The organism is Dermacoccus sp. 147Ba (assembly GCF_004151355.1).
Classification (GTDB): domain Bacteria; phylum Actinomycetota; class Actinomycetes; order Actinomycetales; family Dermatophilaceae; genus Dermacoccus; species Dermacoccus abyssi.
Map to the genome: position 1 here is coordinate 159,569 of NZ_SEHL01000006.1, position 23,168 is coordinate 182,736.

Annotated in this window: 20 protein-coding genes, 2 tRNA genes and 1 other RNA gene; 13 read left to right on the forward strand and 10 right to left on the reverse strand. The window is 68.7% G+C overall.

Annotated elements, in window-relative coordinates:
- Nucleotides 1-23: 23 nt before the first annotated feature.
- Complete coding sequence (locus EVU97_RS09690; RefSeq protein ID WP_187034723.1) at nucleotides 24-812, reverse strand: amino acid ABC transporter ATP-binding protein; 789 nt, start codon at nucleotides 810-812, stop codon at nucleotides 24-26.
- Between the two features lie 206 nt (nucleotides 813-1,018).
- Here EVU97_RS09690 and EVU97_RS09695 point away from each other — a divergent pair.
- Together EVU97_RS09695 and EVU97_RS09700 are read left to right on the forward strand one after the other, a co-directional pair.
- Nucleotides 1,019-1,092, forward strand: a tRNA-Ile gene (locus EVU97_RS09695).
- A gap of 156 nt (nucleotides 1,093-1,248) precedes the next feature.
- Nucleotides 1,249-1,764 (forward strand): DUF3145 domain-containing protein, encoded by a 516-nt coding sequence (locus EVU97_RS09700; protein ID WP_047312083.1) that lies wholly within the window; start codon nucleotides 1,249-1,251, stop codon nucleotides 1,762-1,764.
- Nucleotides 1,765-1,844: 80 nt separating this feature from the next.
- Here EVU97_RS09700 and EVU97_RS09705 read toward each other — a convergent pair whose 3' ends face one another.
- From EVU97_RS09705 to EVU97_RS09730, 6 genes are all read right to left on the reverse strand, one after another.
- On the reverse strand, nucleotides 1,845-3,260 hold the full coding sequence (locus EVU97_RS09705) for an acyl-CoA carboxylase subunit beta (RefSeq protein ID WP_129665373.1): 1,416 nt from the start codon (nucleotides 3,258-3,260) through the stop codon (nucleotides 1,845-1,847).
- Nucleotides 3,257-4,507 (reverse strand): beta-ketoacyl-ACP synthase II, encoded by a 1,251-nt coding sequence (gene fabF / locus EVU97_RS09710; protein ID WP_129665375.1) that lies wholly within the window; start codon nucleotides 4,505-4,507, stop codon nucleotides 3,257-3,259. The genes EVU97_RS09705 and fabF overlap by 4 nt, the downstream gene beginning before the upstream one ends.
- Before the next feature lie 94 nt (nucleotides 4,508-4,601).
- Nucleotides 4,602-4,850, reverse strand: coding sequence for an acyl carrier protein (locus EVU97_RS09715; protein ID WP_047312086.1), 249 nt, complete (start codon nucleotides 4,848-4,850; stop codon nucleotides 4,602-4,604).
- Nucleotides 4,851-4,943: 93 nt separating this feature from the next.
- A complete protein-coding gene (locus EVU97_RS09720) occupies nucleotides 4,944-5,924 on the reverse strand; it encodes a beta-ketoacyl-ACP synthase III (protein WP_129665377.1) in 981 nt (326 codons plus the stop codon).
- Complete coding sequence (locus tag EVU97_RS09725; RefSeq protein ID WP_129665379.1) at nucleotides 5,924-7,099, reverse strand: acyltransferase domain-containing protein; 1,176 nt, start codon at nucleotides 7,097-7,099, stop codon at nucleotides 5,924-5,926. The genes EVU97_RS09720 and EVU97_RS09725 overlap by 1 nt, the downstream gene beginning before the upstream one ends.
- Before the next feature lie 78 nt (nucleotides 7,100-7,177).
- A complete protein-coding gene (locus tag EVU97_RS09730) occupies nucleotides 7,178-8,368 on the reverse strand; it encodes a CdaR family transcriptional regulator (protein WP_205744885.1) in 1,191 nt (396 codons plus the stop codon).
- A 96-nt stretch (nucleotides 8,369-8,464) separates the two neighbouring features.
- On the opposite strand from EVU97_RS09730, the gene EVU97_RS09735 reads away from it, so the two are divergent.
- Nucleotides 8,465-9,598: a glycerophosphodiester phosphodiesterase gene (locus tag EVU97_RS09735; RefSeq protein ID WP_240730193.1), complete on the forward strand. Its 1,134-nt coding sequence runs from the start codon at nucleotides 8,465-8,467 to the stop codon at nucleotides 9,596-9,598.
- An 85-nt stretch (nucleotides 9,599-9,683) separates the two neighbouring features.
- On the opposite strand, the gene aceE is transcribed toward EVU97_RS09735, so the two are convergent.
- Nucleotides 9,684-12,446 carry a pyruvate dehydrogenase (acetyl-transferring), homodimeric type gene (gene aceE / locus EVU97_RS09740; protein ID WP_129665383.1) on the reverse strand — a complete coding sequence of 921 codons (2,763 nt, stop codon included), beginning with the start codon at nucleotides 12,444-12,446 and terminating at the stop codon, nucleotides 9,684-9,686.
- A 282-nt stretch (nucleotides 12,447-12,728) separates the two neighbouring features.
- Between aceE and EVU97_RS09745 the strand changes: the two genes are divergently transcribed.
- The 7 genes from EVU97_RS09745 to EVU97_RS09775 all read left to right on the forward strand — a co-directional run bounded on the left by EVU97_RS09745 (nucleotide 12,729) and on the right by EVU97_RS09775 (nucleotide 18,015).
- Nucleotides 12,729-13,148 carry a DUF3052 domain-containing protein gene (locus EVU97_RS09745; protein WP_082128838.1) on the forward strand — a complete coding sequence of 140 codons (420 nt, stop codon included), beginning with the start codon at nucleotides 12,729-12,731 and terminating at the stop codon, nucleotides 13,146-13,148.
- Nucleotides 13,149-13,174: 26 nt separating this feature from the next.
- The gene (locus tag EVU97_RS09750) at nucleotides 13,175-13,627 is read left to right on the forward strand and encodes a peroxiredoxin (protein WP_047312091.1); all 453 of its coding nucleotides are present in this window, start codon (nucleotides 13,175-13,177) and stop codon (nucleotides 13,625-13,627) included.
- Between the two features lie 75 nt (nucleotides 13,628-13,702).
- Nucleotides 13,703-13,775 (forward strand) — tRNA-Val (locus EVU97_RS09755).
- 1 nt (nucleotide 13,776) lies between these two features.
- A complete protein-coding gene (locus EVU97_RS09760) occupies nucleotides 13,777-14,628 on the forward strand; it encodes a Nif3-like dinuclear metal center hexameric protein (RefSeq protein ID WP_129665385.1) in 852 nt (283 codons plus the stop codon).
- Entirely contained in the window at nucleotides 14,625-15,362 is a 738-nt protein-coding gene (locus EVU97_RS09765) for a zinc ribbon domain-containing protein (RefSeq protein WP_129665387.1), read from the forward strand. Before EVU97_RS09760 ends, EVU97_RS09765 begins: the two co-directional genes overlap by 4 nt.
- A gap of 92 nt (nucleotides 15,363-15,454) precedes the next feature.
- Nucleotides 15,455-16,666 carry a bifunctional RNase H/acid phosphatase gene (locus tag EVU97_RS09770; RefSeq protein WP_129665389.1) on the forward strand — a complete coding sequence of 404 codons (1,212 nt, stop codon included), beginning with the start codon at nucleotides 15,455-15,457 and terminating at the stop codon, nucleotides 16,664-16,666.
- 155 nt (nucleotides 16,667-16,821) lie between these two features.
- Nucleotides 16,822-18,015 (forward strand): O-succinylhomoserine sulfhydrylase, encoded by a 1,194-nt coding sequence (locus EVU97_RS09775; RefSeq protein WP_129665391.1) that lies wholly within the window; start codon nucleotides 16,822-16,824, stop codon nucleotides 18,013-18,015.
- A 13-nt stretch (nucleotides 18,016-18,028) separates the two neighbouring features.
- Here the strand turns inward: EVU97_RS09775 and EVU97_RS09780 are convergent, their stop codons facing one another.
- Both EVU97_RS09780 and EVU97_RS09785 read right to left on the reverse strand, forming a co-directional pair.
- A complete protein-coding gene (locus tag EVU97_RS09780) occupies nucleotides 18,029-19,162 on the reverse strand; it encodes an SLC13 family permease (protein ID WP_129665393.1) in 1,134 nt (377 codons plus the stop codon).
- On the reverse strand, nucleotides 19,123-19,881 hold the full coding sequence (locus EVU97_RS09785; protein ID WP_129665395.1) for a YaaA family protein: 759 nt from the start codon (nucleotides 19,879-19,881) through the stop codon (nucleotides 19,123-19,125). The genes EVU97_RS09780 and EVU97_RS09785 overlap by 40 nt, the downstream gene beginning before the upstream one ends.
- 104 nt (nucleotides 19,882-19,985) lie before the next feature.
- Here EVU97_RS09785 and EVU97_RS09790 point away from each other — a divergent pair, with 104 nt between their 5' ends.
- The 3 genes from EVU97_RS09790 to EVU97_RS09800 all read left to right on the forward strand — a co-directional run bounded on the left by EVU97_RS09790 (nucleotide 19,986) and on the right by EVU97_RS09800 (nucleotide 23,151).
- On the forward strand, nucleotides 19,986-21,455 hold the full coding sequence (locus EVU97_RS09790) for an RNB domain-containing ribonuclease (RefSeq protein ID WP_129665397.1): 1,470 nt from the start codon (nucleotides 19,986-19,988) through the stop codon (nucleotides 21,453-21,455).
- A 24-nt stretch (nucleotides 21,456-21,479) separates the two neighbouring features.
- Nucleotides 21,480-21,849: RNase P RNA component class A (rnpB, locus tag EVU97_RS09795), an RNA gene on the forward strand.
- An 87-nt stretch (nucleotides 21,850-21,936) separates the two neighbouring features.
- Nucleotides 21,937-23,151, forward strand: coding sequence for an MFS transporter (locus EVU97_RS09800; protein WP_165357931.1), 1,215 nt, complete (start codon nucleotides 21,937-21,939; stop codon nucleotides 23,149-23,151).
- Nucleotides 23,152-23,168 lie beyond the last annotated feature (17 nt).

Genomic DNA, 23,168 nt, shown 5'->3' on the forward strand with positions numbered 1-23,168 from the left:
TGGTAAAAGACCTGACCCGAGGGTCAGTGGGTGAGGATCTTGCCGAGGAAATCCTTGGCGCGATCGGACTTGGGGTTGGTGAAGAACTCTTCGGGCTCAGCCTGCTCGAGGATCTCGCCGTCGGCCATGAAGATGACGCGATCGGCAGCGCGACGGGCGAAGCCCATCTCGTGCGTGACGACGATCATCGTCATGCCCTCCTTGGCCAGCTGCGCCATGACGTCGAGGACCTCGTTGATCATCTCGGGGTCGAGGGCGGAGGTGGGCTCGTCGAAGAGCATGACCTTCGGCTCCATGGCGAGAGAGCGCGCGATGGCCACACGCTGCTGCTGACCGCCGGAGAGCTGGGCCGGGAACTTCTTGGCCTGGTGGTCGACGCCCACGCGCTTGAGCAGTTCCATGGCGCGCGACTCGGCGTCGCCCTTGGACTTCTTGCGCACCTTGATCGGGCCGAGGGTCACGTTGTCGAGAATCGTCTTGTGGGCGAAGAGGTTGAACGACTGGAAGACCATCCCGACGTCGGCGCGCAGCTTCGCGAGGCCCGCTCCCTCGGCGGGAAGCTCCTTGCCGTCGATCTGGATCGTGCCGTTCTCGATCGTCTCGAGGCGGTTGATCGTGCGGCACAGCGTCGACTTACCCGAACCCGACGGGCCGAGGATGACGACGACCTCGCCGCGGTTGATCGTGAGGTTGATGTCCTTCAGGACATGCAGGTCACCGTAGTGCTTGTTGACACCCTCGAGAACGACGAGCGGCTCGCCGCGCTTCGCCCGGATGTCGGACTGCTCGGTGGCAGTGGTGGCTCCAGTCATGGATGTGAGCGTAGTAACGCCTGCACGGATGAGCGCTACCGGATGCTCACCTGTGACCTAATCGGTACAAACACACAAGCATAGGTATGACAGGGTTTTGGAGGTTCGCGGCCACGTGGGCGCTGCACCCGGTGTTGGCTGCGGACTCGTCCTTGGGGGCGAGCGGCTACACTTCCGCGAGTGCCGGGCGCCTGAGCGCCGGGCTCGGGGCGGTAGCTCAGCCGGTCAGAGCAGAGGACTCATAATCCTTGGGTCGTGGGTTCAAGCCCCACCCGCCCTACTCCGAAGTCCAGTTTTCGACCGCGCCCGCCCGCGCGGCGTTCTCGCCTTCGCCGTGCCCCGTGAGGCATGATGGGGCCACAACCGCACAGTTCGAACACCTGAAATCGCATGAGGTCGTTGGGGAAGACGTCCCTCGCGCACACAGGAGGTTCGGATGTCGATGACGTCCTCACGCGTCATGACCCGCGGGGTGGTGTTCGTTCACTCCACCCCAGCGGCGCTGTGCCCGCACATCGAATGGGCCCTGGAGAGCATCTTGGGCCTCGACGTGTCCCTCGAGTGGACCGATCAGCCCGTCGCGCCCGGCCTCGTGCGCACCGAGTTCAGCTGGGCCGGTGACGCCGGTACCGGCGCGCGGCTCGCCAGCGCCCTGCGCGGCTGGGATCACGTGCGCTACGAGGTCACCGAAGAGCCCTCGGCCGGCACGGACGGCTCGCGTTGGTCGCACACGCCCAGCCTGGGCATCCATCACACCTGGACCTCCGCCAGCGGCGACGCCGTCGTCAGCGAGGACCGACTGCGCAGCGCCCTCATGGCGAGCGGCGGCGACCCGCAGGAGTTCCGCGCCGAGATGGCCGAACTGCTCGGCACGGCCTGGGACCAGGAACTGGAGCCCTTCCGGTACGCCGGTGACGGTGCGCCCGTGCGCTGGCTCCACCGCGTCGGCTGACCCCGACGCCCACACACCAAACGGCGGTGCCTTCCTCTGGGGGAGGCACCGCCCTTTCGCGTGCAGTCAGTGAGCGAACGTCACAGCGGAATGTTGCCGTGCTCGCCTCGGCGAGCCGGAGCCTCGGCGAGCGCAGCCACGAGTGCTCCGCGCGTCTTCGTCGGCTCGACGACCTCGTCGACGACACCGATCTCCTGCGCGCGCTCCAAGCCGCCGGCGAGCACTGCGTGCTCCGCTGCCAGTTCCTCCTCGACGCGCGCACGGTCGTCGATCTCGACCTCGGCCAGACGACGGCGGTGCAGGATGCGCACGGCCGCGACGTGACCCATGACGGCCAGCTCCGCGCTCGGCCACGCGAACACCTTCGTCGCGCCGAGCGAACGGCTGTTCATCGCGATGTATGCGCCGCCGTACGTCTTGCGCGTCACGAGCGTCACGCGCGGGACCACCGACTCGCCGAACGCGTGCAGCAGCTTCGCGCCGCGACGCACGACACCGTCCCACTCCTGGCCGACGCCCGGCAGGTAACCCGGAACGTCAACGAGGACGACGAGCGGGATGCCGAACGCGTCACACATACGCACGAAGCGGGCCGTCTTCTCGGCGGCGGGGGAGTCGAGGCAGCCACCGAGGCGCATCGGGTTGTTCGCGATGACGCCGACCGTGCGTCCACCGAAACGCCCCAGGGCCGTGACGATGTTCGGCGCCCACTTCGCGTGGAGCTCGATGATCTCGGCCGCGTCGTCGAAGAGGTTGTCGACGAGCGGGTGCACGTCGTAGGCACGCTTCGCGTTCTCGGGGAACGTTTCGCCCAGGTCGCGTTCCTCGGTGCCCGCGACATCGAACTCACGCTGATCGGCCATGAGGGAGGCGAGCAGGCGTCCGCGCTCGAACGCCTCGTCCTCGGTCTCCGTCACGACGTGGACCACACCCGAACGACGCCCGTGTGGCTCCGGGCCACCCAGACGCGCGGCGTCGACGTTCTCGCCGGTGACGCTGCGCACAACGTCCGGACCGGTGACGAAGATGCGGCCCTTCTCGGCCATGATGACGACGTCCGTGAGAGCCGGGCCGTACGCCGCGCCACCCGCGGCGGCTCCGATGACGACGGAGATCTGCGGGATCTTGCCCGAGGCGCGCGTCATGATGGCGAACACCTCACCCACGGCGTGGAGGCTGACCACCCCCTCGGCGAGACGGGCGCCGCCCGAGTGCCACAGGCCGATGATCGGCGTGCCTTCAGCGAGAGCGATGTCGTACGCCTCGACGATCGCCTTGCAGCCCTCGACGCCCATGGCGCCGCCCTGGACGCGAGCATCCGAGCAGAACACGACGACGGGAGCGCCGTTCGCGCGGCCACGCGCCGAGACGAAGCCCGACTTCTCGACCTCGTTGATGATCTCCACCGTGCCGTCGTCGAGAAAGTTCTCCAGACGCAGGTTCGGGTCGCGCGGGTCGGCGGCAGGCGCCTCCGGCGCAGCGGTGAGGGCGTTCATGAAGCACTCCTGAGGGTTACGGCGACGTTGTGGCCGCCGAAGCCGAACGAGTTGTTGAGAACGGCGACGTCGCCGTCGGGCAGCTTGCGCGCCTCGCCGCGCACGAGGTCGAGGTCGGCGAACGGCTCGTCCACCTCGTCGACGTTGATCGTGGCCGGCACGAGGCGGTGGTGGACGGTGAGCGCCGCGATGAGCGTCTCGAGTGCACCTGCGGCACCGAGGAGGTGGCCCGTCATCGACTTCGTGCCGGTGACCGCGATGCCACCGGCAGCGTCACCGAACGCGCGTCGGATCGCGGTGGCTTCCGCGACGTCACCGACCGGCGTCGAGGTGGCGTGAGCGTTGATGTGCACGATGTCGGCGGGCGTCAACCCGGCGCTCGTGATGGCCTCGGTCATGGCGCGAGCGGCACCTGCACCCTCCGGGTCGCCGGCGGTGATGTGGTAGGAGTCAGCGGACATTCCCAGCCCCGCGAACTCGGCGTAGATCGTGGCGCCACGGGCCTTGGCGTGCTCGTACTCCTCGAGCACGACGACAGCCGCGCCCTCGCCGAGCACGAAGCCGTCACGGTCGGGAGCCCACGGACGCGAAGCAGTCTCGGGGGAGTCGTTGCGCGTCGACATGGCGCGCGCAGCAGCGAAACCGGCGATCGGCAGCGGGTGCATCGGTGCTTCGCTACCGCCGGCGATGGCCATGGCGGCTCGACCGGAGGCGATCATCTGGGCCGCGAAGCCCATCGACTCCGCACCCGACGAACACGCGGAAACCGACGTGTGAGCGCCCGCCTTGGCGCCGAACTCCATCGACACGTTGCCGGAGGCAGCGTTCGGCATGAGCATCGGCACAGTGAGGGGGTAGATGCGACGCGCGCCCTTCTCCTTGAGCACGTCGTACTGGTCGAGCAGCGACTGCACGCCGCCGATACCCGTACCGATGGCGGAGGCGAGGCGCTCCGGCTCGACCTCGGGGGAGCCGGCGTCGGCCCACGCCTCGCGAGCCGCCACCATGGCGTACTGCGTGAACGGGTCCATGCGCTTGAGCTCGACCTTCGCCAGCGTCGAGGCAGGGCTCTCGGCGAGCGTGGCGGCGAAGGTGACGGGCAGCTCGTACTCGCTCACCCAGCTCTCCTCAAGGGTGCGGGCGCCGCTCTTGCCGGCCAGCAGAGCTTCCCAGGTGGCGGGCGCGGTGGCGCCCAGCGGAGTGGTGGCTCCAAGGCCGGTGATGACGACTCGGCGGTTCTCGCTCATGAGGCGAACTCCTCGATGCGGGGTGTGACGGAAGCGGGTGGGACGCGGTGGCTCACCGAGCGGGTGAGCCACCGTCGTCCGGCCTGGTGAAGGTTCAGGCCTGGGCGTTCTTGATGTAGTTGACGGCGTCGCCGACGGTGACGAGGTTCTTGACCTCTTCGTCCGGGATGCGCACGCCGAACTTCTCCTCGGCGTTGACGACGATCGTCATCATCGACAGCGAGTCGATGTCGAGGTCGTCGGTGAAGGACTTGTCCGACTGGACCGACGAGGCGTCGATGCCCGTCTCCTCGTTGACGATCTCGGCGAGGCCGGCGAGGATCTCCTGCTCGGAAGCAGCCATGGTGTCTCTCCTTGTGGTTGCTCGATCGGCATTCGATCGAGGTCGGTATCTGACTCACCTCGGGTTACCCGCCGAGGCGCGGGAACTGGTGGGTTACGGAATCTCGATGACCTGCGCGGCGTACGCGAGGCCGGCACCGAAGCCGATCTGCAGCGCGATGTCGCCGCTCTTGGCCTGGCCCTCACGGATCATCCGCTCGGCAGCCAGCGGCACTGACGCCGCGGAGGTGTTGGCCATGTCGACGATGTCGCGGGCGACCTTGACGTGCTCGGGCAGCTTCATCTGCTTGACCATCGCGTCGATGATGCGCGTGTTGGCCTGGTGGGGGATGAACACGTCGATGTCGTCCGGCGTCAGCCCTGCGGCCTCCACGGCCTGCAGTGCCACCGGAGCCATGCTCCACACGGCCCAGCGGAAGACGGACTGGCCGGCCATCGTGATCTTGGGGTCGGCCTGGTGGCCTTCGCCTACCTGACGGATCGACTCCCAACCGGAGCCGTCGCTGCCCCAGATCGTCGGGCCGATGCCGACGTGGTCGCTCGGGCCGACGACGGCCGCTCCGGCGCCGTCACCGAAGATGAACGCCGAACCGCGGTCGGTGAGGTCGAGAACGTCCGTCAGTTTCTCCGCGCCGATGACGAGCACGTGGCTCGCATCGCCGGAGCGGATCATGTCCGAGGCCAGGCCGATGCCGAAGCAGTAGCCGGCGCACGCCGCGGCGATGTCGATGGCTGCGGGCTTGTCGAGCCCGAGGCGGTCGGCGAGCATCGGTGCAGCCGCTGGGGTGAACAGGTGATGGGTGACCGAACCGACGAGGACGCCGTCGATGAGTGACGGGTCGATGCCGGAGTTCGCGATCGCCTCACGGGCGGCGGCTTCGGCCATGTCGAGCATCGTCTCTTCGGGGCGCGCGAAGCGACGGGTCTTGATGCCCGATCGCTCCTGGATCCACTCGTCGGAGGAGTCGATCGGACCGACGATCTCGTCGTTCGTCACGAGGCGTTCCGGGCGGTAGGCACCCACGCCGAGCACGCGGGTGAACTCGGCTCCGGTGCGCTGGGTGATCGTCGCCATCACGCACCTGCCGGGTGCAGGCGGACGAGCGGCTGGCCGGGCGACACCGGGTCCTCGTCCTCGACGAGCCACTCGATGATGCGTCCGCCGTGCGGCGCCACGGCGTTATAGGCGTCACGTGCGGTGACGACCTGGCCGATCGTCTCGCCGGGGCGGATCGTGTCGCCCTCGGCCAGCGGCGCGCGGGTGATCGTGCCCTTGGCCGGCGCGATGACGAGACGCCAAGCCGGTTCGATGTCGTCCTCGAGCACGCCGTGCTCCCGCACCATGCGGTGCGCATCGTCGAGGTCGTCCGGGGTCTTGACGGCGAGCGTCTCGACGCCGGGCATCGCCCGCTTGGCCAGGCCGACGAGCGTGCCCGCCGGGGGAATCTCGATGAGACCCGTGACGCCCATGGCCTTGAACGTCTCCATCGTGAGATCCCAGCGAACCGGGTTGCGCACCTGGGTGACGAGACGCTTGAGCACCTTCGTGCCGTCGTGGACGACGAGACCGTCCTTGTTCGACACGAGCGGGATGCGCGGGTCGTGCGTCGAGATGGCGCCGGCAAAGGCAGAGAGGCGGTCCAGCGCGGGCGCCATGTGCTCGGTGTGGAACGCTCCGGCGACCGGCAGCGGCACGACGCGGGCCTTGGCCGGCGGTTCGGCCTTGAGGTCCTCGAGCTGCTCGAGCGTGCCCGCGGCGACGATCTGGCCGGCGCCGTTCATGTTGGCGGGGGTGAGGCCCTTGGCCTCGAGGTGGGCGACGACCTCGCTCTGCTCGCCGCCCATGACGGCGCTCATGCCGGTGGGGGTGACGGCGGCTGAGTCGGCCATTCCGGCGCCGCGTTCACGCACGAACACCATGGCCTGCTCGGCCGTGAGGACGCCCGCGGCGGCAGCTGCGGTGATCTCACCGACGCTGTGGCCCGCACCGGCGCTGACCGAACGGAAGCCCTCGACGGGGTGCTCGAACAGCGCGAGAAGCGAGACGAGCCCGCTCGCGACGATGAGGGGCTGCGCGACGGCCGTGTCTTTGATGGTGGGCGCGTCGGCCTCGGTGCCGTAGTGCACGAGGTCCATACCCGCGCAGGCCGACAGCCAGGTCATGCGGGAGCGGAAATCCGGCAGCTCAAGCCACGGGCGAAGGAAACCGGGGGTCTGGGAGCCCTGTCCAGGGCACACGATCGCAAGCACGGTTCCACTCTGCCCGGCCTGGCCCCTGCACTGCGACCGGGCGGGCGACGAACTTCGCGAGTGTGCTTTGTAGCGTTCCTACAAGCCGACGTCCCCGCGGGGGCGCCGTGCGCGGCGCCCGGCCTCGAGGTCGGCGAACATGATCGCGAGCCGCAGAGCGAACGCGTCATGGGTGTCCGTGAGGTCGAGGTCGGTGGCGTCGAGGATGCGTCCGAGCCGGTATCGCACAGTGTTGGCGTGGACGAACAGCTCGCGCGCGGTGCCTTCGAGCGAACCCGTGCGCAGGTACGTGCGGGCCGTGTCGCCCAGTGGCGAACCCACGTCGAGCGTGCCGGTCGCGATGGAGGCCAACGCGCGTCGCGCCTTGTCGTCTCCCGCAACGGCCCTGGCCGCGAGCAGGTCGCCGCTTCGGGTCGGGCGAGGCAGCTGTGGTGCCGCCGGCGCCGCCTCGTAACCGCGGATGGCGTCGCGGGCGGATCGCCCGGCAGCGTAGAGGTGGGGCACCTTGGGGCCACAGACGACGGGGCCCGGTCCGAAATGATCTGCGAGGGTGGTCGCGGCTTCGATCGGATCCGTCACCGGCCCGATGATGGCGATCATGCGTCGCCCTTCGACCGAGACGAGCACCTCGAGGCCGGCGTGACGGGCGGCGCGCCGCAGCGGGTCGACGACGCTCGACTCGCCGCCCGCGGGGCTGGAGCCGACGACCACCGTCACGCCGCGCACCTCGGCCCACCCGAGAGCGTTGACACGCGAGCCGAGGGATTCGTCCGGCTCGCCGCGGACGACGGCGTCGACGACGAGGGATTCGAGTCGGGCATCCCACGCGCCGCGTGACTCCGCGGCTCGGGCATAGACGTGCGCGGCCCCGAACGCCACCTCGCGGGCGTATCTCAGGACGGCCTCGCGCACGGTGGCGCGCTCCTCGGCCCGCGCATGCTGCGGCGCTTCCTCCTCGACCACCTCGATGACGGTGCGCAGCAGGTCGAGGGTCTGTTCCAGGGTGATGCGCCGCGCCAGCTCGCGCGGGGCGTTGGCGAAGATGTCGATGGCGTGCGAGTCGTCGACGGAGGGGTCTCGTAGCCAGCCGAGGAAGGAGCGGATGCCGTCCTGCGCGATGACGCCGATCCAGCTGCGATCGTCGGCCGCGAGGTCGGAGAACCATGCGTGACGGCTCTCGACGCGGGCGCTCGCGTGGGTGGCCATGGCCGAACTCGCCCGGTGGATCGCCGTCATCGATGCGTCGGAGACGGGGGAGTGCGCAACCATGCGCCACACCGTACCGTCACGGCCGCCGAGGCCGGGTTCCCCGGTTCGTTCCCTGTTCACTTCCCCGACGCGCCATGATCACACCGAGGCGGTCTCATGGCCTTCATGAAGCGACGATCACTCCTGTCACTCACCACCGCCTCGGCGGCGGCGTTCGCTCTGGGCGATGCCGCACAGGCCTCCACGATCTCCGGTCATCGACGTCATGGACACGGTGCGCGTTACCGCGAGCCCTACGTCGTCGGACACCGCGGGGCGAGCGGCTACCGCCCCGAGCACACACTCGAGGCCTACCGTCTGGCGGCACGCATGGGTGCCGACATCATCGAACCGGACCTCGTCATCACGAAGGACGGCGTGCTCGTCGTACGTCACGAGCCGGAGATCTCGGGCACGACGGATGTCGCGAAGCGCCCCGAGTTCGCCTCGCGCAAGACGACGAAGTCGCTCGACGGCAAACCGGTCACCGGATGGTTCACGGAGGACTTCACGCTCGCCGAGCTCCGGACGCTGCGCGCTGTGGAGAGGTTGCCCGAGCTGCGTCAGCACAACACGATCTACGACGGGCTGTGGCAGGTGCCGACGTTCGAGGAGGTGCTCAAGGTGCGCGGTGAACTGGAGCGCGAGCTCGGGCGCACGATCGGCGTCTACCCCGAGACGAAGCACTCCACGTACTTTCGCGCGCAGGGCAAGCCACTCGAGGAGAAGCTCGTCCCGCTCATCCGCACCTACGGGCTCGACCGGCCCGGTGCCCCGATCTTCATCCAGTCGTTCGAACTGCAGAACCTGCTCGACCTGCGCACTCGCTTCAAGGTGAAGGCACCACTCGTCTTCCTCACTGACGCGAAGGGCGGCCCCTTCGCCGACCCGAAGAAGCGCTCCTACGCCCACCTGACGTCACCGGCCGGGCTGCGGGAGTGGGCACACCTGCTCGACGGTCTGGGGCCGTCGGTCAAGCAGGTCATCGCCTGGAACGCGGACAACACCCTCGGTGCTCCGACGTCTCTCGTTCGCGATGCCCACGCGGTCGGCCTCCAGGTGTGCCCGTGGACGGTGCGGGCCGAGAACGACTTCCTGCCCGCGGACCTGCGCAACGGAAGCAACCCCGGCGATTTCGGTCAGGTCGTCGACTATCTCGAGAAGCTGTACGCCACCGGCATCGACGGGATCTTCTCGGACATGCCGGACATCGCCGTTCTCGCACGCGAGAGGTACCTCAGCCGGCGTTGACGCGCGTCCGCCTCGGTGCACGAAGGGGCCGGTCACCGCAGTTCAGCGGTGACCGGCCCCTCGCTATTGCTCTGGCGGTGTCGGTCTACGACTCGCCGCCGGCGTTGCCGGAGGTTCCGGCACGCACGTCGAGCAGCTGGTACTTCTCGGCGGCCTGCTTCGGCACGTCCTTGTCAACCTCACCGCGGTCGGCCAGCGACTGCAGTGCGCGCACCGCCATGGACGGACCGTCGATGTGGAAGAAGCGACGAGCCGCAGCGCGGGTGTCGGAGAAACCGAACCCGTCGGCGCCGAGGGAGTGGTACTCGCCCGGCACGTACTGACGGATCTGGTCGTGCACCTGACGCATCGAGTCGGACGTCGCGATGACCGGCCCGGGGGCGTCCTGCAGCTTCTGCGTGACGTACGGGACTCGACGCTCCTCGTCCGGGTGGAGGAAGTTGTGCTCGTCGGCCTCGAGACCGTCACGACGCAGCTCGTTCCACGACGTCACCGACCACACGTCGGCGACGACGCCCCAGTCGTCCTTGAGCAGTTCCTGGGCCTCGAGAGCCCACGGCACACCGACGCCCGAAGCGAGCAGCTGCGTGCGCGGAGCGTTCTCGCCGACACCGTCGAACGAGCCGTCCTTGAGCTTGTAGATGCCACGCAGGATGCCCTCGGCGTCCACGTTCTCCGGCTCGGCCGGCTGCACGAGCGGCTCGTTGTAGACCGTGAGGTAGTAGATGACGTTCTCGGCGTTCGGGCCGTACATCTTGTTGAGGCCGTCCTGGACGATGTGCGCGATCTCGTACCCGTAAGCCGGGTCGTAGGCGCGAATCGCCGGGTTGGACGCCGCGAGTAGCAGGCCGTGACCGTCCGCGTGCTGCAGACCCTCGCCCGTCAGCGTCGTGCGACCGGCGGTGGCTCCGATGAGGAAGCCGCGAGCCATCTGGTCGGCAGCCGCCCAGATCGAGTCACCCGTGCGCTGGAAACCGAACATCGAGTAGAAGACGTAGACGGGCACCATCGGCACGTCGTTCGTCTCGTACGCCGAGCCGACGGCGGTGAACGCCGCCACCGAACCGGCCTCGTTGATGCCCAGGTGAAGCAGCTGACCCTGCGGCGACTCCTTGTAGGCGAGCATGAGCTCGGCGTCGACGGAGCGGTAGTGCTGACCGTGCGGGTTGTAGATCTTCGCCGTCGGGAAGAACGCGTCCATACCGAACGTGCGCGCCTCGTCGGGGATGATCGGCACGATGTGCTTGCCGAACTCCTTGTCGCGCATGAGCTCCTTGAGGATGCGCACGAAGGCCATCGTCGTGGCCACTTCCTGCTTGCCGGAGCCCTTCTTCGCGATCTTGTAGGCCTCGTCGCCCGGCAGCGTCAGCTCACCGGAGCGGCCCTTGCGCGACGGCAGTCCGCCACCGAGCTTGGCGCGGCGTTCCATGAGGTACTGGATCGCCGGGTCGTCCTCACCCGGGTGGTAGTACGGCGGACGGTACGGGTCCTTTTCGAGCTCCTCGTCGCTGATCGGGATCTGCAGCGAGTCGCGGAACATCTTGAGGTCCTCGAGCGTCATCTTCTTCATCTGGTGCGTCGCGTTACGGCCCGCGAAGTGCGTGCCGAGCGAGTAGCCCTTGATGGTGTGCGCGAGGATGACGGTGGGCTGGCCGGTGTGCTCCGTGGCGGCCTTGTAGGCGGCGTACACCTTGCGGTAGTCGTGGCCACCGCGCTTGAGCTTCCACCACAGGTCGTCGTCCGACCAGCTCTCGACCATCTTGCGCGTGCGCGGGTCCTGACCGAAGAAGTGCTCACGCACGAACGCGCCGTCGTTGGCGCGGATGGTCTGGTAGTCGCCGTCACGCGTCTTGTTCATGATGTTGACGAGCGCGCCGTCGCGGTCCTGGGCCAGCAGCGGGTCCCACCCGCGGCCCCACAGCACCTTGATGACGTTCCAGCCCGCGCCGCGGAAGAACGCCTCGAGCTCCTGGACGATCTTGCCGTTACCGCGCACCGGACCGTCGAGGCGCTGCAGGTTGCAGTTGACGACGAACGTGAGGTTGTCGAGCTCCTCGTTGGCTGCCCACTGCAGGGCGCCGCGGCTCTCGACCTCGTCCATCTCGCCGTCACCGAGGAAGGCCCACACGTGCTGCTCGGACGTGTCCTTGAGGCCACGGTTGTGCAGGTACTTGTTGACCATGGCCTGGTAGATGGCGTTCATCGGGCCGATGCCCATGGACACCGTCGGGAACTCCCAGAACTCCGGCATGTTGCGCGGGTGCGGGTAGCTCGGCAGACCGGCGGGCTCACCGTCGATGAAGTGGCTCTTCTCCTGACGGAAGCCGTCGAGCTGCTCCTCGCTCAGGCGACCCTCGAGGTAGGCGCGCGAGTAAATACCGGGGGAGGCGTGGCCCTGGATGAAGATCTGGTCACCGCCGCCCGGGTGGTCCTTGCCGCGGAAGAAGTGGTTGAAGCCGACTTCGTAGAGCGTCGCGGCCGAGGCGTACGTGGAGATGTGGCCGCCGACGCCGACGTCGGGGCGCTGCGCGCGGTGCACCATGACCGCAGCGTTCCAGCGGATCCAGGCGCGGTACTTGCGCTCCATGTCCTCGTCGCCCGGGAACCACGGCTCGGACTCGGGGCCGATCGTGTTGATGTAGTCCGTCGCGGTCAGCGACGGCACGCCGATCTGCTGGCCGCGGGCACGCTCGAGGAGCTTGAGCATGACGTAGCGGGCGCGGTTACGGCCCTGCTCGTCGATGACACCGTCGAGAGAGTCGAGCCATTCCTGGGTCTCCTCCGGATCGACGTCCGGCAACTGGCTCGGGATGCCATTGAGAATCGGGCCGGCTTCATCAAGGGACACGGTGCGTCCTTTCAGTTTCTTCGTCGGCGCTACCTGGCACGCGCCACTGCCCCCATCCTGCCCCCGAAAGGCGCGTCGTGGGAAACCGGGGAGGGCTACTGATCGGTACGAATTCCCTTGCGAGTTGGGCGTGCGACAACTCCGGAAACGGCACACCACCTTGCAATGTGCGTCGCGACCTTGTGGACTAACCTGAAAGCACCTTCGGGCGAACTGCCCGAGGGAACATCGTCGAGGGGTACGCGCGCATGCGCCCCCGTAGCAAGAAAGAGGACGCACCACGTGAACCAGACCGCAGGGGCACATCCGGCGGCCAAGATCGGTTTTTCCGCTGACGACGTCGTCATGGAGATCGGCTGGGACGACGACGTCGAGGAATCGTGGCGAGATGCGATTGCCGAGATCGTCGGTTCGGAGATCGAGGACGAGGACTACGACGGCAGCGTCGACTCCGTTCTGCTGTGGTTCCGCGACGGTGACGGCGACCTCACCGACGACATCGTCGACTCGCTCGCGACCCTCGAGGAGAAGGGCTTCGTCCTGCTCATCGTTCCCAAGGTCGGCAGCCCCGAGAACGTCGACGCCGCCGACATCCAGGAAGCGGCCACGACGGCTGGCCTCAAGGCCAGCTCGACGTTCAAGGTCGGCGAGGACTGGATCGGCACGAAGCTCGTGCAGGGCGGCACGGCCAAACAGCGCTGATCGCGCACCGACGAAAGGGACGAACCATGACGACAGTGACCGAGGGTTCCAAGGCTCCTGACTTCACGCTCAAGAACCAATTCGGTGAGGACGTGACGCTGTCGCAGATCGTCACCGAGCGGCCCACGCTGATCGTGTTCTACCCCTTCGCCTTCTCGGGCATCTGCACGGGTGAGCTGTGCACCATCCGCGACACGATGCCGAGCTTCGACGACGCCTCCGTGCGCGTGGTCGGCATCAGCTGTGACCCGATGTTCACCCAGCGCGCGTGGGCCGAGGACCAGGGTTACGACTTCTCGCTGCTCTCGGACTTCTGGCCGCACGGCGAGGTTGCGAAGGCGTACGGGGTCTTCGACGAGAACGCCGGATTCGCCATTCGTGGAACGTTCCTCGTCGATGCCGACATGACGGTGCGCTGGTCGCTCGTCAACGGCCCCGGTGAGGCGCGTGACTTCACGGGCGCGCTCGAAGCGCTCTGACGAGCAGGCCCGACGGTGGGGCGGCACGCGACGGGTAGGCTTGCCCTTCGTGCCCGCAGCAACCAACCGGGCTCGGGGCCTCTAGCTCAGCTGGTAGAGCAACGCGTTTACACCGCGTCGGTCGTCGGTTCGATCCCGGCGGGGCCCACATGAACAACTCCACCACGACGCTGGCGCAGGTCACGCGAATTCTCGACGGGTTCTATCCGCCGTCGACCGCTCAGTCGTGGGATGCCGTCGGCCTGGTCACGGGCGACCCGGCGCAGCCGATCGAGCGAGTGCTCTTCGCTGTCGACCCTGCCCTCGACGTCATCGACGAGGCCGTGAACGGCGGGTACGACCTGCTCGTCACGCACCATCCTCTGCTCATGCGCGGCGTGAAGTCCGTTGCCACGACGAGCGGCAAGGGCCGCGCTGTGACGGCTCTCGTCGTCGGCGATGTCGCGCTGTACGCCGCGCACACGAACGCCGACGTGGCGACGCCCGGCGTCAACGACGCGCTCGCCGTCGCGTGCGGCCTGAGAGGCGTGGAGCCGCTCGTCGAGACCGAGGGCCAGCCGCTCGGCCGGGTCGGCGACCTGGAGTCACCGATGACGCTGCGTGCCTTCTGCGAACGCCTCGCGTCAAAACTGCCGCCCGCTCCTGTGGGCCTGCGGGTTTCGGGTGACCCGGACGCCGAAGTCGCCCGCGTCGCCGTGCTCGGTGGCGCAGGTGACGGTGAGTTCGGCGCCGCCCGTGCGGCCGGAGCCGATGTCTATGTGACGGCGGACCTGCGTCACCACCCCGCCATCGAATCGCGCGAGGAGGACGCGGCCGACAAGCCGCTCTTCCTCGTCGACGCCGGGCACTGGGCCAGTGAGTGGCTGTGGCTCGAGCACGCGAGTGAACGCCTGCGTGACGCCGTTGGCGCCGAAGGCGCCGACCTCGAGGTGGCCGTCTCGCGCCGCCGCACCGACCCTTGGGACTTCTTGGTCTCGACAAGCGAAGGAGAACAGCAGTGAAGGCAGAACTTCAGCAGCAGTGGAAGCTGCTCGACCTGCAGAAGCTCGACACGCGTCTGGACCAGATCGACCACCGTCTGGCCAACCTGCCGCAGGCCAAGGAGCTCGCCGAGGCGAAGGCCACCGCTGACTCCGCGACGGAGGAGATGGTTCTCGCTCAGACCGCCGTGTCGGACGTCGAACGCGAGATCAGCCGCAGCGAGGCCGACGTCGAGCAGGTGCGTGAGCGTGCTGCGCGCAACCGAAAGCGTCTCGACGCGGGTCAGGGCACGGCGAAGGACCTTCAGGCTCTCCAGCACGAGCTCGACACCCTGGCCCGTCGCCAGAGCGTTCTCGAGGACACCGAACTCGAGATCATGGAGCGTGCCGAGGAACTGCGTGAGCGCCTCGACGGTTTCACCAAGGCCGCCGACGCCGCTGAGGTGAAGGTCAAGGAACTCAAGGACGCGATGGCCGCGGACTCGAAGGAGCTCGACGTGGAGCGGGCCCAGGTCGCGAGCAAGCGCGCCGACATGGCACCCACGATCAACGCCGAACTGCTGACCGAGTACGACCGCATCCGGGCGCGTAGCGGTGTGGCCGCCGCCGCGCTGCACGGACGTCGCTGCATGGGCTGTGGCCTCGAGCTCAACGCGAGTGACCTCGCCCGGATCAAGGCGGCCTCGGCCGACACGGTCGTCAACTGTGACGAGTGTGGCCGCATTCTCGTGCGCACGGCCGAATCCGACGTCTGACGCACGTCGGAAGGGGCGCCCCCTCGACCCGACCCTGTCTCTGGCCGACGCCTCGCGTCGCTGAACAACGCTGACCCCGAAGGGATCTCGCCATGACACGACGCCTCATTGTCGAAGCTGACGGAGGGTCGCGCGGTAATCCTGGTGTTGCCGGATACGGCGCGTTGGTCCGGGACGGCGAGACGCGGGAGGTGCTGGCCGAGCGGGCTGCGCCGCTCGGCAAGGAGTCGAACAACGTCGCCGAGTACACCGGCCTCATCGAGGGGCTTCGGGCCGTACTCGACCACGAACCGTCCGCGGCAGTGACGGTGCGCATGGACAGCAAGCTCGTCGTCGAGCAGATGTCGGGTCGCTGGAAGATCAAGCACGAGGACATGAAGCGTCTCGCCGCCGAAGCGCGCACCATCTCGTCCGAGATCGCCAGTGCCGGCGGGGCCGTCACCTACGAATGGATCCCGCGCGAGAAGAACAAGGCTGCCGACAAGCTGTCGAACGACGGCATGGACGGCGTGACCGTGCGTCGCGACGCGTGGCAGCCCGACGATTCGACGAGTGAGACCGACGATGAGGGCGCGCCTGGCGGAGCAACGAAGGACGAGGCCCCGGGGGGCACGAGCGAACCGGACACGACCGAGCGCGAAGCCAAGACCGTCGCCCCGGTGACGTCGAACCCCGACCTCGGCAAGCCGACCCGCATCGTTCTCGTGCGTCACGGCGTCACCGACTTCACGACGGGCGGAAAGCTCGACGGCCGTGGCGGCGCCGACCCCGCGCTCAACGCGGCCGGTCGCGACCAGGCGGAGCGCGTCGCGCGGGCCGTCGGCGCGCTCGTCTCAGGCGCCGAGACCGTGAGCGTCGTGACGTCGTCGCTCGCGCGGGCCATCGAAACCGGAGCGCCGGTCGCGAAGGCGCTGGGCGTGCAGACGCAGGTCGACGAGGATTGGGACGAGCAGGCCTTCGGCGAGTGGGACGGCCTCAGCTTCAAGGAGATCCACGCTCGGGACGCCGCCGGGCTGTCGAGTCTGCGCCATGACGCCACGTACAGCGCCCCCGGCGGTGAGACGCGCGCACAGCTCGACGCGCGGATCTCCGACGCGCTCGAGCGCGCCGTGGAGCGCGGGGGAGCGGTCGTCGTCGTGACGCACCGGATCGCCATCATGTCGGTGCTCTCGGCGGTGCTCGGGCTCGACATCGATGCGGCGTGGAGGCTCGCGGCAGCACCGGGCTCGCTCACCGGCATCGAGGTATGGCGCGACGGGAACGCGCAGGTCGCGTTCACCAACGACACGCACCACCTGCGCTGAGCCCCCCGCCATCGTCCACCGGTTGGACATCGAAGCGGTCGAGATAGCGAAGCAGACACTTCTTCATAAGGTTGCGTTATGGAAACAGCCGGGCCCGCCCGGCTTCCCCGACGCACCACGCGCAGTAAACCTGCCCGTGGGAAGGAGAGCATCCGGTGAGTGAGCCCACCCTTCGCCCCGACACCCTCGCTGTCCGAGCAGGCTTGGCCCGCAGCGGCTTCGAGGAGACGGCCGAGGCCATGTACCTCACCTCCGGCTTCGTCTACGACAGCGCCGAAGCCGCCGAGGCCGCTTTCGCCGGGGAGAGCGAGCGGTTCGTCTACAGCCGGTACGGCAACCCGACGACAGCGATGCTCGAACAGCGCCTCGCGGCCCTCGAAGGGGCTGAGGCGTGCTCCGCCACTGCATCGGGCATGTCGGCGGTGTTCACGGCCCTCGCCGCGCTGCTGGGCGCCGGCGACCGCGTCGTCGCCTCGCGGGGGCTCTTCGGCTCGTGCTTCGTCATCCTCGACGAGATCCTGCCGCGGTGGGGCGTCGAGGCGGTCTTCGTCGACGGACCTGACCTCGAGCAGTGGCGCAAGGCGCTGGCCGAGCCGACCACCGCCGTGTTCTTCGAATCGCCGAGCAACCCGATGCAGGAGCTCGTCGACATGCGAGCGGTCTGCGACCTCGCGCACGGCGCCGGTGCGCAGGTCGTCGTCGACAACGTCTTCGGAACGCCCGTGTTCAGCAAGCCGCTCGCACACGGCGCCGACATCGTCGTCTACTCGGCCACCAAGCACATCGACGGCCAGGGCCGCGTGCTCGGCGGGGCGATCCTCGGGCCGAAGGAGTTCATCGACGGGCCCGTGCAGAACCTTGTGCGTCACACCGGACCGACACTCTCGGCGTTCAACGCCTGGGTGCTGCTCAAGGGGCTCGAGACGATGCGTCTACGCGTCGAGGCGCAGGCCGCAGCGGCGTTGCGTCTGGCCGAACAGCTCGAAGCGCACCCCCGAGTGCGCACCGTGCTCTACCCCTTCCTTCCCTCACATCCCCAGCACGAGCTGGCGAAGCGGCAGATGGGTGGCGGCGGCACGGTCGTGACGTTCGAGATCGACGGCGGCAAGGCCGAGGCCTTCGCCCTGATGAACGCTCTCGAGATCGTCGACATCTCCAACAACCTCGGCGATTCCAAGTCGATGGCCACCCACCCCGCCACGACGACCCATCGCCGCATGGGCGAGGAGGCGCGCGCTGCCATCGGCATCACCGACGGCACGGTGCGCCTGTCCGTGGGCCTCGAGGACGCGGGCGACCTCGCCGCAGATCTCGAGCGAGCCCTCACGGTGGCGTTCGGTCCGAACTGACGCACGCTGTAGCTCAGCGGCTGACGAGCTCGAGCACTCCGGCTGCAGCGAGCGTCGTGACGAGCGTGGCCAGGCCGGTCAGCCGAAGGTGGGTTCCCCACCTGATCCGGACACCGGCACGGCGAAGACGGTCACGCCACAGGAGCGTGGCCACCGAACCCCACCCAGTGATGCCACTCGCCACGTTGACGCCCACGAGGAGCGCGAGCACCCGATCCGTCTCACCGTGGGCGGCGGGCTCGAGCGCGAGGTAGGCCGGAAGGTTGTTCAGCCCGTTCGCGACGAGCGCTCCGGCGGCCGTGAGCGTCCACGCGGGAGCGTCGCCCAACGAACCCAGTGCGGGACGCAGGACCCCGGAACCGTGAACGAGCGCCACGGTGACGAACAGGGCCGATGTGATGGCGAGACTGCGCCACGGGATCTCGATCTCGGCGAGGGTGCTTCGGCGCCTCATGGCGATGACGGCGACACACAAGAGCGCCGCGACGGATGCAGCCACGGCGGGTTCGACGAGAAGAATCGACACGCACATGCAAGCAACGAGCGTGCCGACTGCGGGAAGCACGCCGTCTTGGGCAGGCTGTGGGGGCGCCGATTCCGCAGGGGCCACCGCGGTGCCGCGCAATGAGGACCGCCAGACGACGGCCGCCACGAGAAGGGGCACGAGCGTCGTCGTGAGCGCGACGGGCCACGCCTCCTCCAGGAACCCGAGCGCATTGGGGTGAGGCAGGACGTCCCGGGCGAGCAGGTTCGTCAGGTTCGACACGGGCAGCCAGAGCGAGGCCATGTTCGCGATCCAGAGCGTCGGAAAGGCAAACAATGCGACGGGGCGGTCGAGACGCCGCGCCACCACGACGGCGGCCGTCGTCACGAGAACCGCCGTCGTGTCGAGGCTGAGGAAGGCCGTCACGAGAACTGCCGTCGTCATGAACAGCACCCACACGAGGGCGATCCGCCCGCGGGCCAGGGCCACCACCTTCGTGCCGAGCAGGTCGAAGACGCCAGCGATCGACGCGCACTCCGCCACGACCGTCAGGGCGGCGAGAAAGACGAGAACGCTCGGGACCCGAGCGAGCAGCTCCAGTGCGGCGTCGACGTCCACGCCGGTCAGGCCGTGGCTTCGCGCACGCTCACGTCGAGGATCCACGGCTTCGACGGTGACGTCGCTTCGTGGAGGTCGACGTCGAACGTCTCGGCCAGCTGGGCAGCGAGCGCCTTGGGGGTGCGTGGGTCGCGCGCATCCGTGACGAGGGCTCGGGTCACGAGTCCGCGGGTGTGCTTCGCCATGTGCGTGGCGCCGGGAACGCGGATGTGAACCCAGCGGCGCGCGAGCTCGCCACTCGGGTTCCACGAGGCGGCGTACGTCGAGGATCGACAGTCCACGACGACGCCCTTGCCTGCGGCCTCGCTCAGCGGCGCGTCGAGCACCGAGCGCCAGTGAGCGGCGAGGGCACCGAGCGGAGGAAGGTTGACCCCCATCGACAGGCGGTAGGGCGCGAGGCGGTCTCCGAGACGGACCGCGCCGTAGAGCGCCGAGGAGATGACGACGCGCCGCGTCGCCCGCGCCTTGTCGGCGCCTTCGAGGTCGGACAACCCGAGCGCGTCGTAGAGCACGCCGGTGTAGAGCTGCGCGGCGGGCAACGTCGGAGCATCGAAGAGTCGGGTGTTGCGGGCGATCTCGTCGGCAAGGTTGGGGGAGACCCCGAGCACCTCGGGCGCTTCGTCGCGCGCGCTCACCTCGCTAACCGCTGCGGCGACCTGCTGTCGGGCTTCGGTCAGCTCGGGGAACGACAGCTTCGCGAGGTCGAGGCGCGCGCCACGCGTGCCCGTGGTCTTCGATTCCGACGGCGGCAGGAGGACGATCACGCGGGCCAGCGTAGCCCGATCCTCCCTCGGCGCAGCAGTCGTTCCGGGCCGGACAACGCGCGTGGAGCGTGCCTCTCGTCGACGTGCGCTTGTAGGCTCGGGCCATGCCGAAGACCCGCATCCTCTGGCCGAGCCGTGACACCGGCGGCGACCTCGCTCGCTCCTTCGACGCCCTGCGCGCGGAGTACGAACTGAGCCTCGACTACCCCGAGGCCGCCGTCGCGGAGGCCCGCGAGGCGATGGCTGCGGTCCAAGTGCCCGAACGCGACGAAACGGCCGTGCCGTTCTTCACGATCGACCCCGTCGGGTCGATGGACCTCGACCAGGCGATGCACCTCGAGGAGGCCGGTGATGGGTTCCGGGTGCGCTACGCCATCGCCGATGTGCCCCTGTACGTGCGTCCCGGCGGTAACCTCGATGCCGAGACCCGCCGTCGCGGCCAGACGATCTACATGCCCGACGTTCGCATCCCGCTGCACCCGAGCCAGTTGAGCGAGGGCGCCGCGAGCCTTCTGCCCGATCAGGTGTGCTCGGCGTTCGTGTGGGACATGACGCTCGACGCCCGCGGTGAGGTCACCGACGCGACGCTCTACCGCGCGCAGGTGCGCAGCGTCGAACGTCTCGACTACCGGGGCGTTCAGGGCGCGGTCGACTCCGGCAGCGACGACCCGCGTGTCGCCCTGCTCAAGCGCATCGGAGAGCTGCGCGCCAGGCTCGAACTCGAGCGCGGCGGAGCCTCGCTGCCGATGCCCGACCAGGAAGTCAGCGAGCCCGAGCCCGGGCGGTACGAGGTGCACTTCCGTCCGCCCGTGCCCAGCGAGGACTGGAACGCGCAGATCTCACTCATGACCGGCATGGTGGCGGCACGCATGATGCTCGACGGCGGCGTCGGCATCCTGCGCACCATGCCGAAGCCCGATCCTCGCGACGTCGAACGCTTCCGCCTCCAGGCCAAGGGCCTCGGGCTCGTGTGGGCGAAGGACGAGACCTACGGCGCATTCCTGCGCCGTCTCGACCGGGACGACCCGCGTCACCTCGCGCTCATCCATGAGGCGGTCACGTTGTTCCGCGGGGCGGCCTACACGCCGTTCGACGGCACGACCCCCGAGATCACCGAGCAGGCCGCCGTCGCCGCGCCGTACGCCCACGTAACGGCGCCGCTTCGTCGCCTCGTCGACCGATTCGGGCTCGTCATCTGTGAGGCGCTCGCAAACGGACGAGAGGTGCCCGCCTGGGCCCGCGAGGCACTGCCCGACCTGCCCGAGATCATGCGTTCGAGCGACCAGGTCGCCGGAAAGATCGACCGCGCCTGCGTCGACCGCGTGGAGGCAGCTGCCCTGTCGTCCTCCGTCGGCGAGACATTCGGCGCGCTCGTTGTCGAGGGCCCCGACAAGGAGGGCAAGGGTGGCGGACGTGTGACGGTCCAACTCGTCGACCACGCTGTCGTCGCACCAGCCCGTGCCGCCGAGGGCGCTATCGCGCCGCCCGCAGGGGAGACCTGCACGGTGCGCCTCACGGACGCCGACATCATGGGTGGCAAGCTCACGTTCGAGGTGGTCGAGGCCGCCTCCTGACCGGCGGTAGAGTTGCCCCCTGGATGAGTCGGCCGGGCGGTCGCGTCGAAGATTCGTCTTCGCCGAGGAAAGTCCGGGCTCCGAAGGGCAGGGTGGTGGCTAACGGCCACCCGGGGTGACCCGCGGGACAGTGCCACAGAAAACAGACCGCCGCGCTTCGTGCGCGGTAAGGGTGAAACGGTGGTGTAAGAGACCACCAGCGCTCCAGGTGACTGGAGCGGCTCGGTAAACCCCACCCGGAGCAAGATCGAACAGTGCGCGTCGAAGCTGCCCGCTGAGCGCACGGGTAGATTGCTCGAGCCACGCAGCAATGCGCGGCCTAGATGGATGATCGCCGAAGTGACACCGGTGACGGTGCGCGGAACACAACCCGGCTTACAGGCCGGCTCATCCCACCATCTCCCCGCAGCGCACTGCCGAACTGTCGGTGACTTCCTTGCAGAACCGCCTTGTCGGCGCGCGCATGCGGCACACTTCGTGGGTGGAGAGACGGACGCAGGGCGTGTTGGCCGGCCAGGTGGCGAGCTGGCTGGGCGACGCCTTCCAAGTGGTCGCGTTGCCGGTAGCCATCGTTCTCGCCCACGGAAGTGCGGGCCAGATGGCCGCCGCCATCACGGCCACCACCGTCGCACGCTTGGTGTTCACGCTCTTCGGCGGAGTGTGGGCCGACCGGGTGCAGCCGCGGCTCATCATGGCTCTCACCGACGTCGTGAGGGCCATCTCGGCGGCGGTGCTCGCCGCGGCCTTTGCTTTCGGCGCCTGGTCGACGCCGCTCGTCATCGTGTGCGCCTTCGTCAGTGCAGCGGCGGGCGCCTTCTTCGGGCCAGCCTTCATGACGTGGCGACGAGCCGTCATTCCCGCCGATCAGCGTCAACGCACGAACGGCACGCTGACCAGCCTGCGTCAGCTCATGCTCATGCTCGGACCCGTGACAGGCGGCGCGGCCGTGGGATTCGCCGGGCCGGCCTTCGGGTTCACCCTCAACGCCGTGACGTTCGTGGTCTCCCTCGCCGCGGTGCTGGCCTGGGCGCGCCCGGTCGACATCGTGCGGACGGACGGTCCTGAGGCGTTCACCGAGCAGCTCGTGGCGGGCTGGCGCGCCGTGCGCTCGCGCTCGTGGCTGCTCTGGGGCCTGTTGGCCGCGGGTTTCTACCACATCGGCAACGGCGCGGTGCTCGTGCTCGCCCCGCTGCTCGTCGCGTCGGAACTCGGGGGCGCACACGCCGTCGGCATCGTCGCTGCGGCCGAGGGGCTCGGCGGATTCCTCGGCGCTGCGCTCGGGGCGCGCATTCATCTCAAACGCCCGCTGTTCACCGGCTGGGCGCCGCTCATCCTCATGCCGGTGTGGGCGTTCAGTTTCGCGGTGTTCCACTCGGTGTGGCCGATCGCGGTCCTCGCTGCCATCGGCTACGCAGGCCTGCTGTTCTACGACGTGCACTGGGAGACGGCGATCCAACACGCCGTGCCGGGTGAGCTCCAAGGCCGCGTGCACTCGTGGGACATCCTCATGTCCTTTGTCGCGTTGCCGCTGGGCTCGATGCTGGCGGCGCCCCTGGCGGCCGCCTACGGAGCTCGTCCGGTGATCGCCGTGGGAGCGTGCTTCCTGCTCGTCGCGTCCGTCGTACCTCTCTTCATCCGCAGCATGCGGACCTTCGAGGTGCCGAGCAGCGCGGAGAGCAAGGCTCCTGCCGGGTGAGAACCGGGTCAGACAGC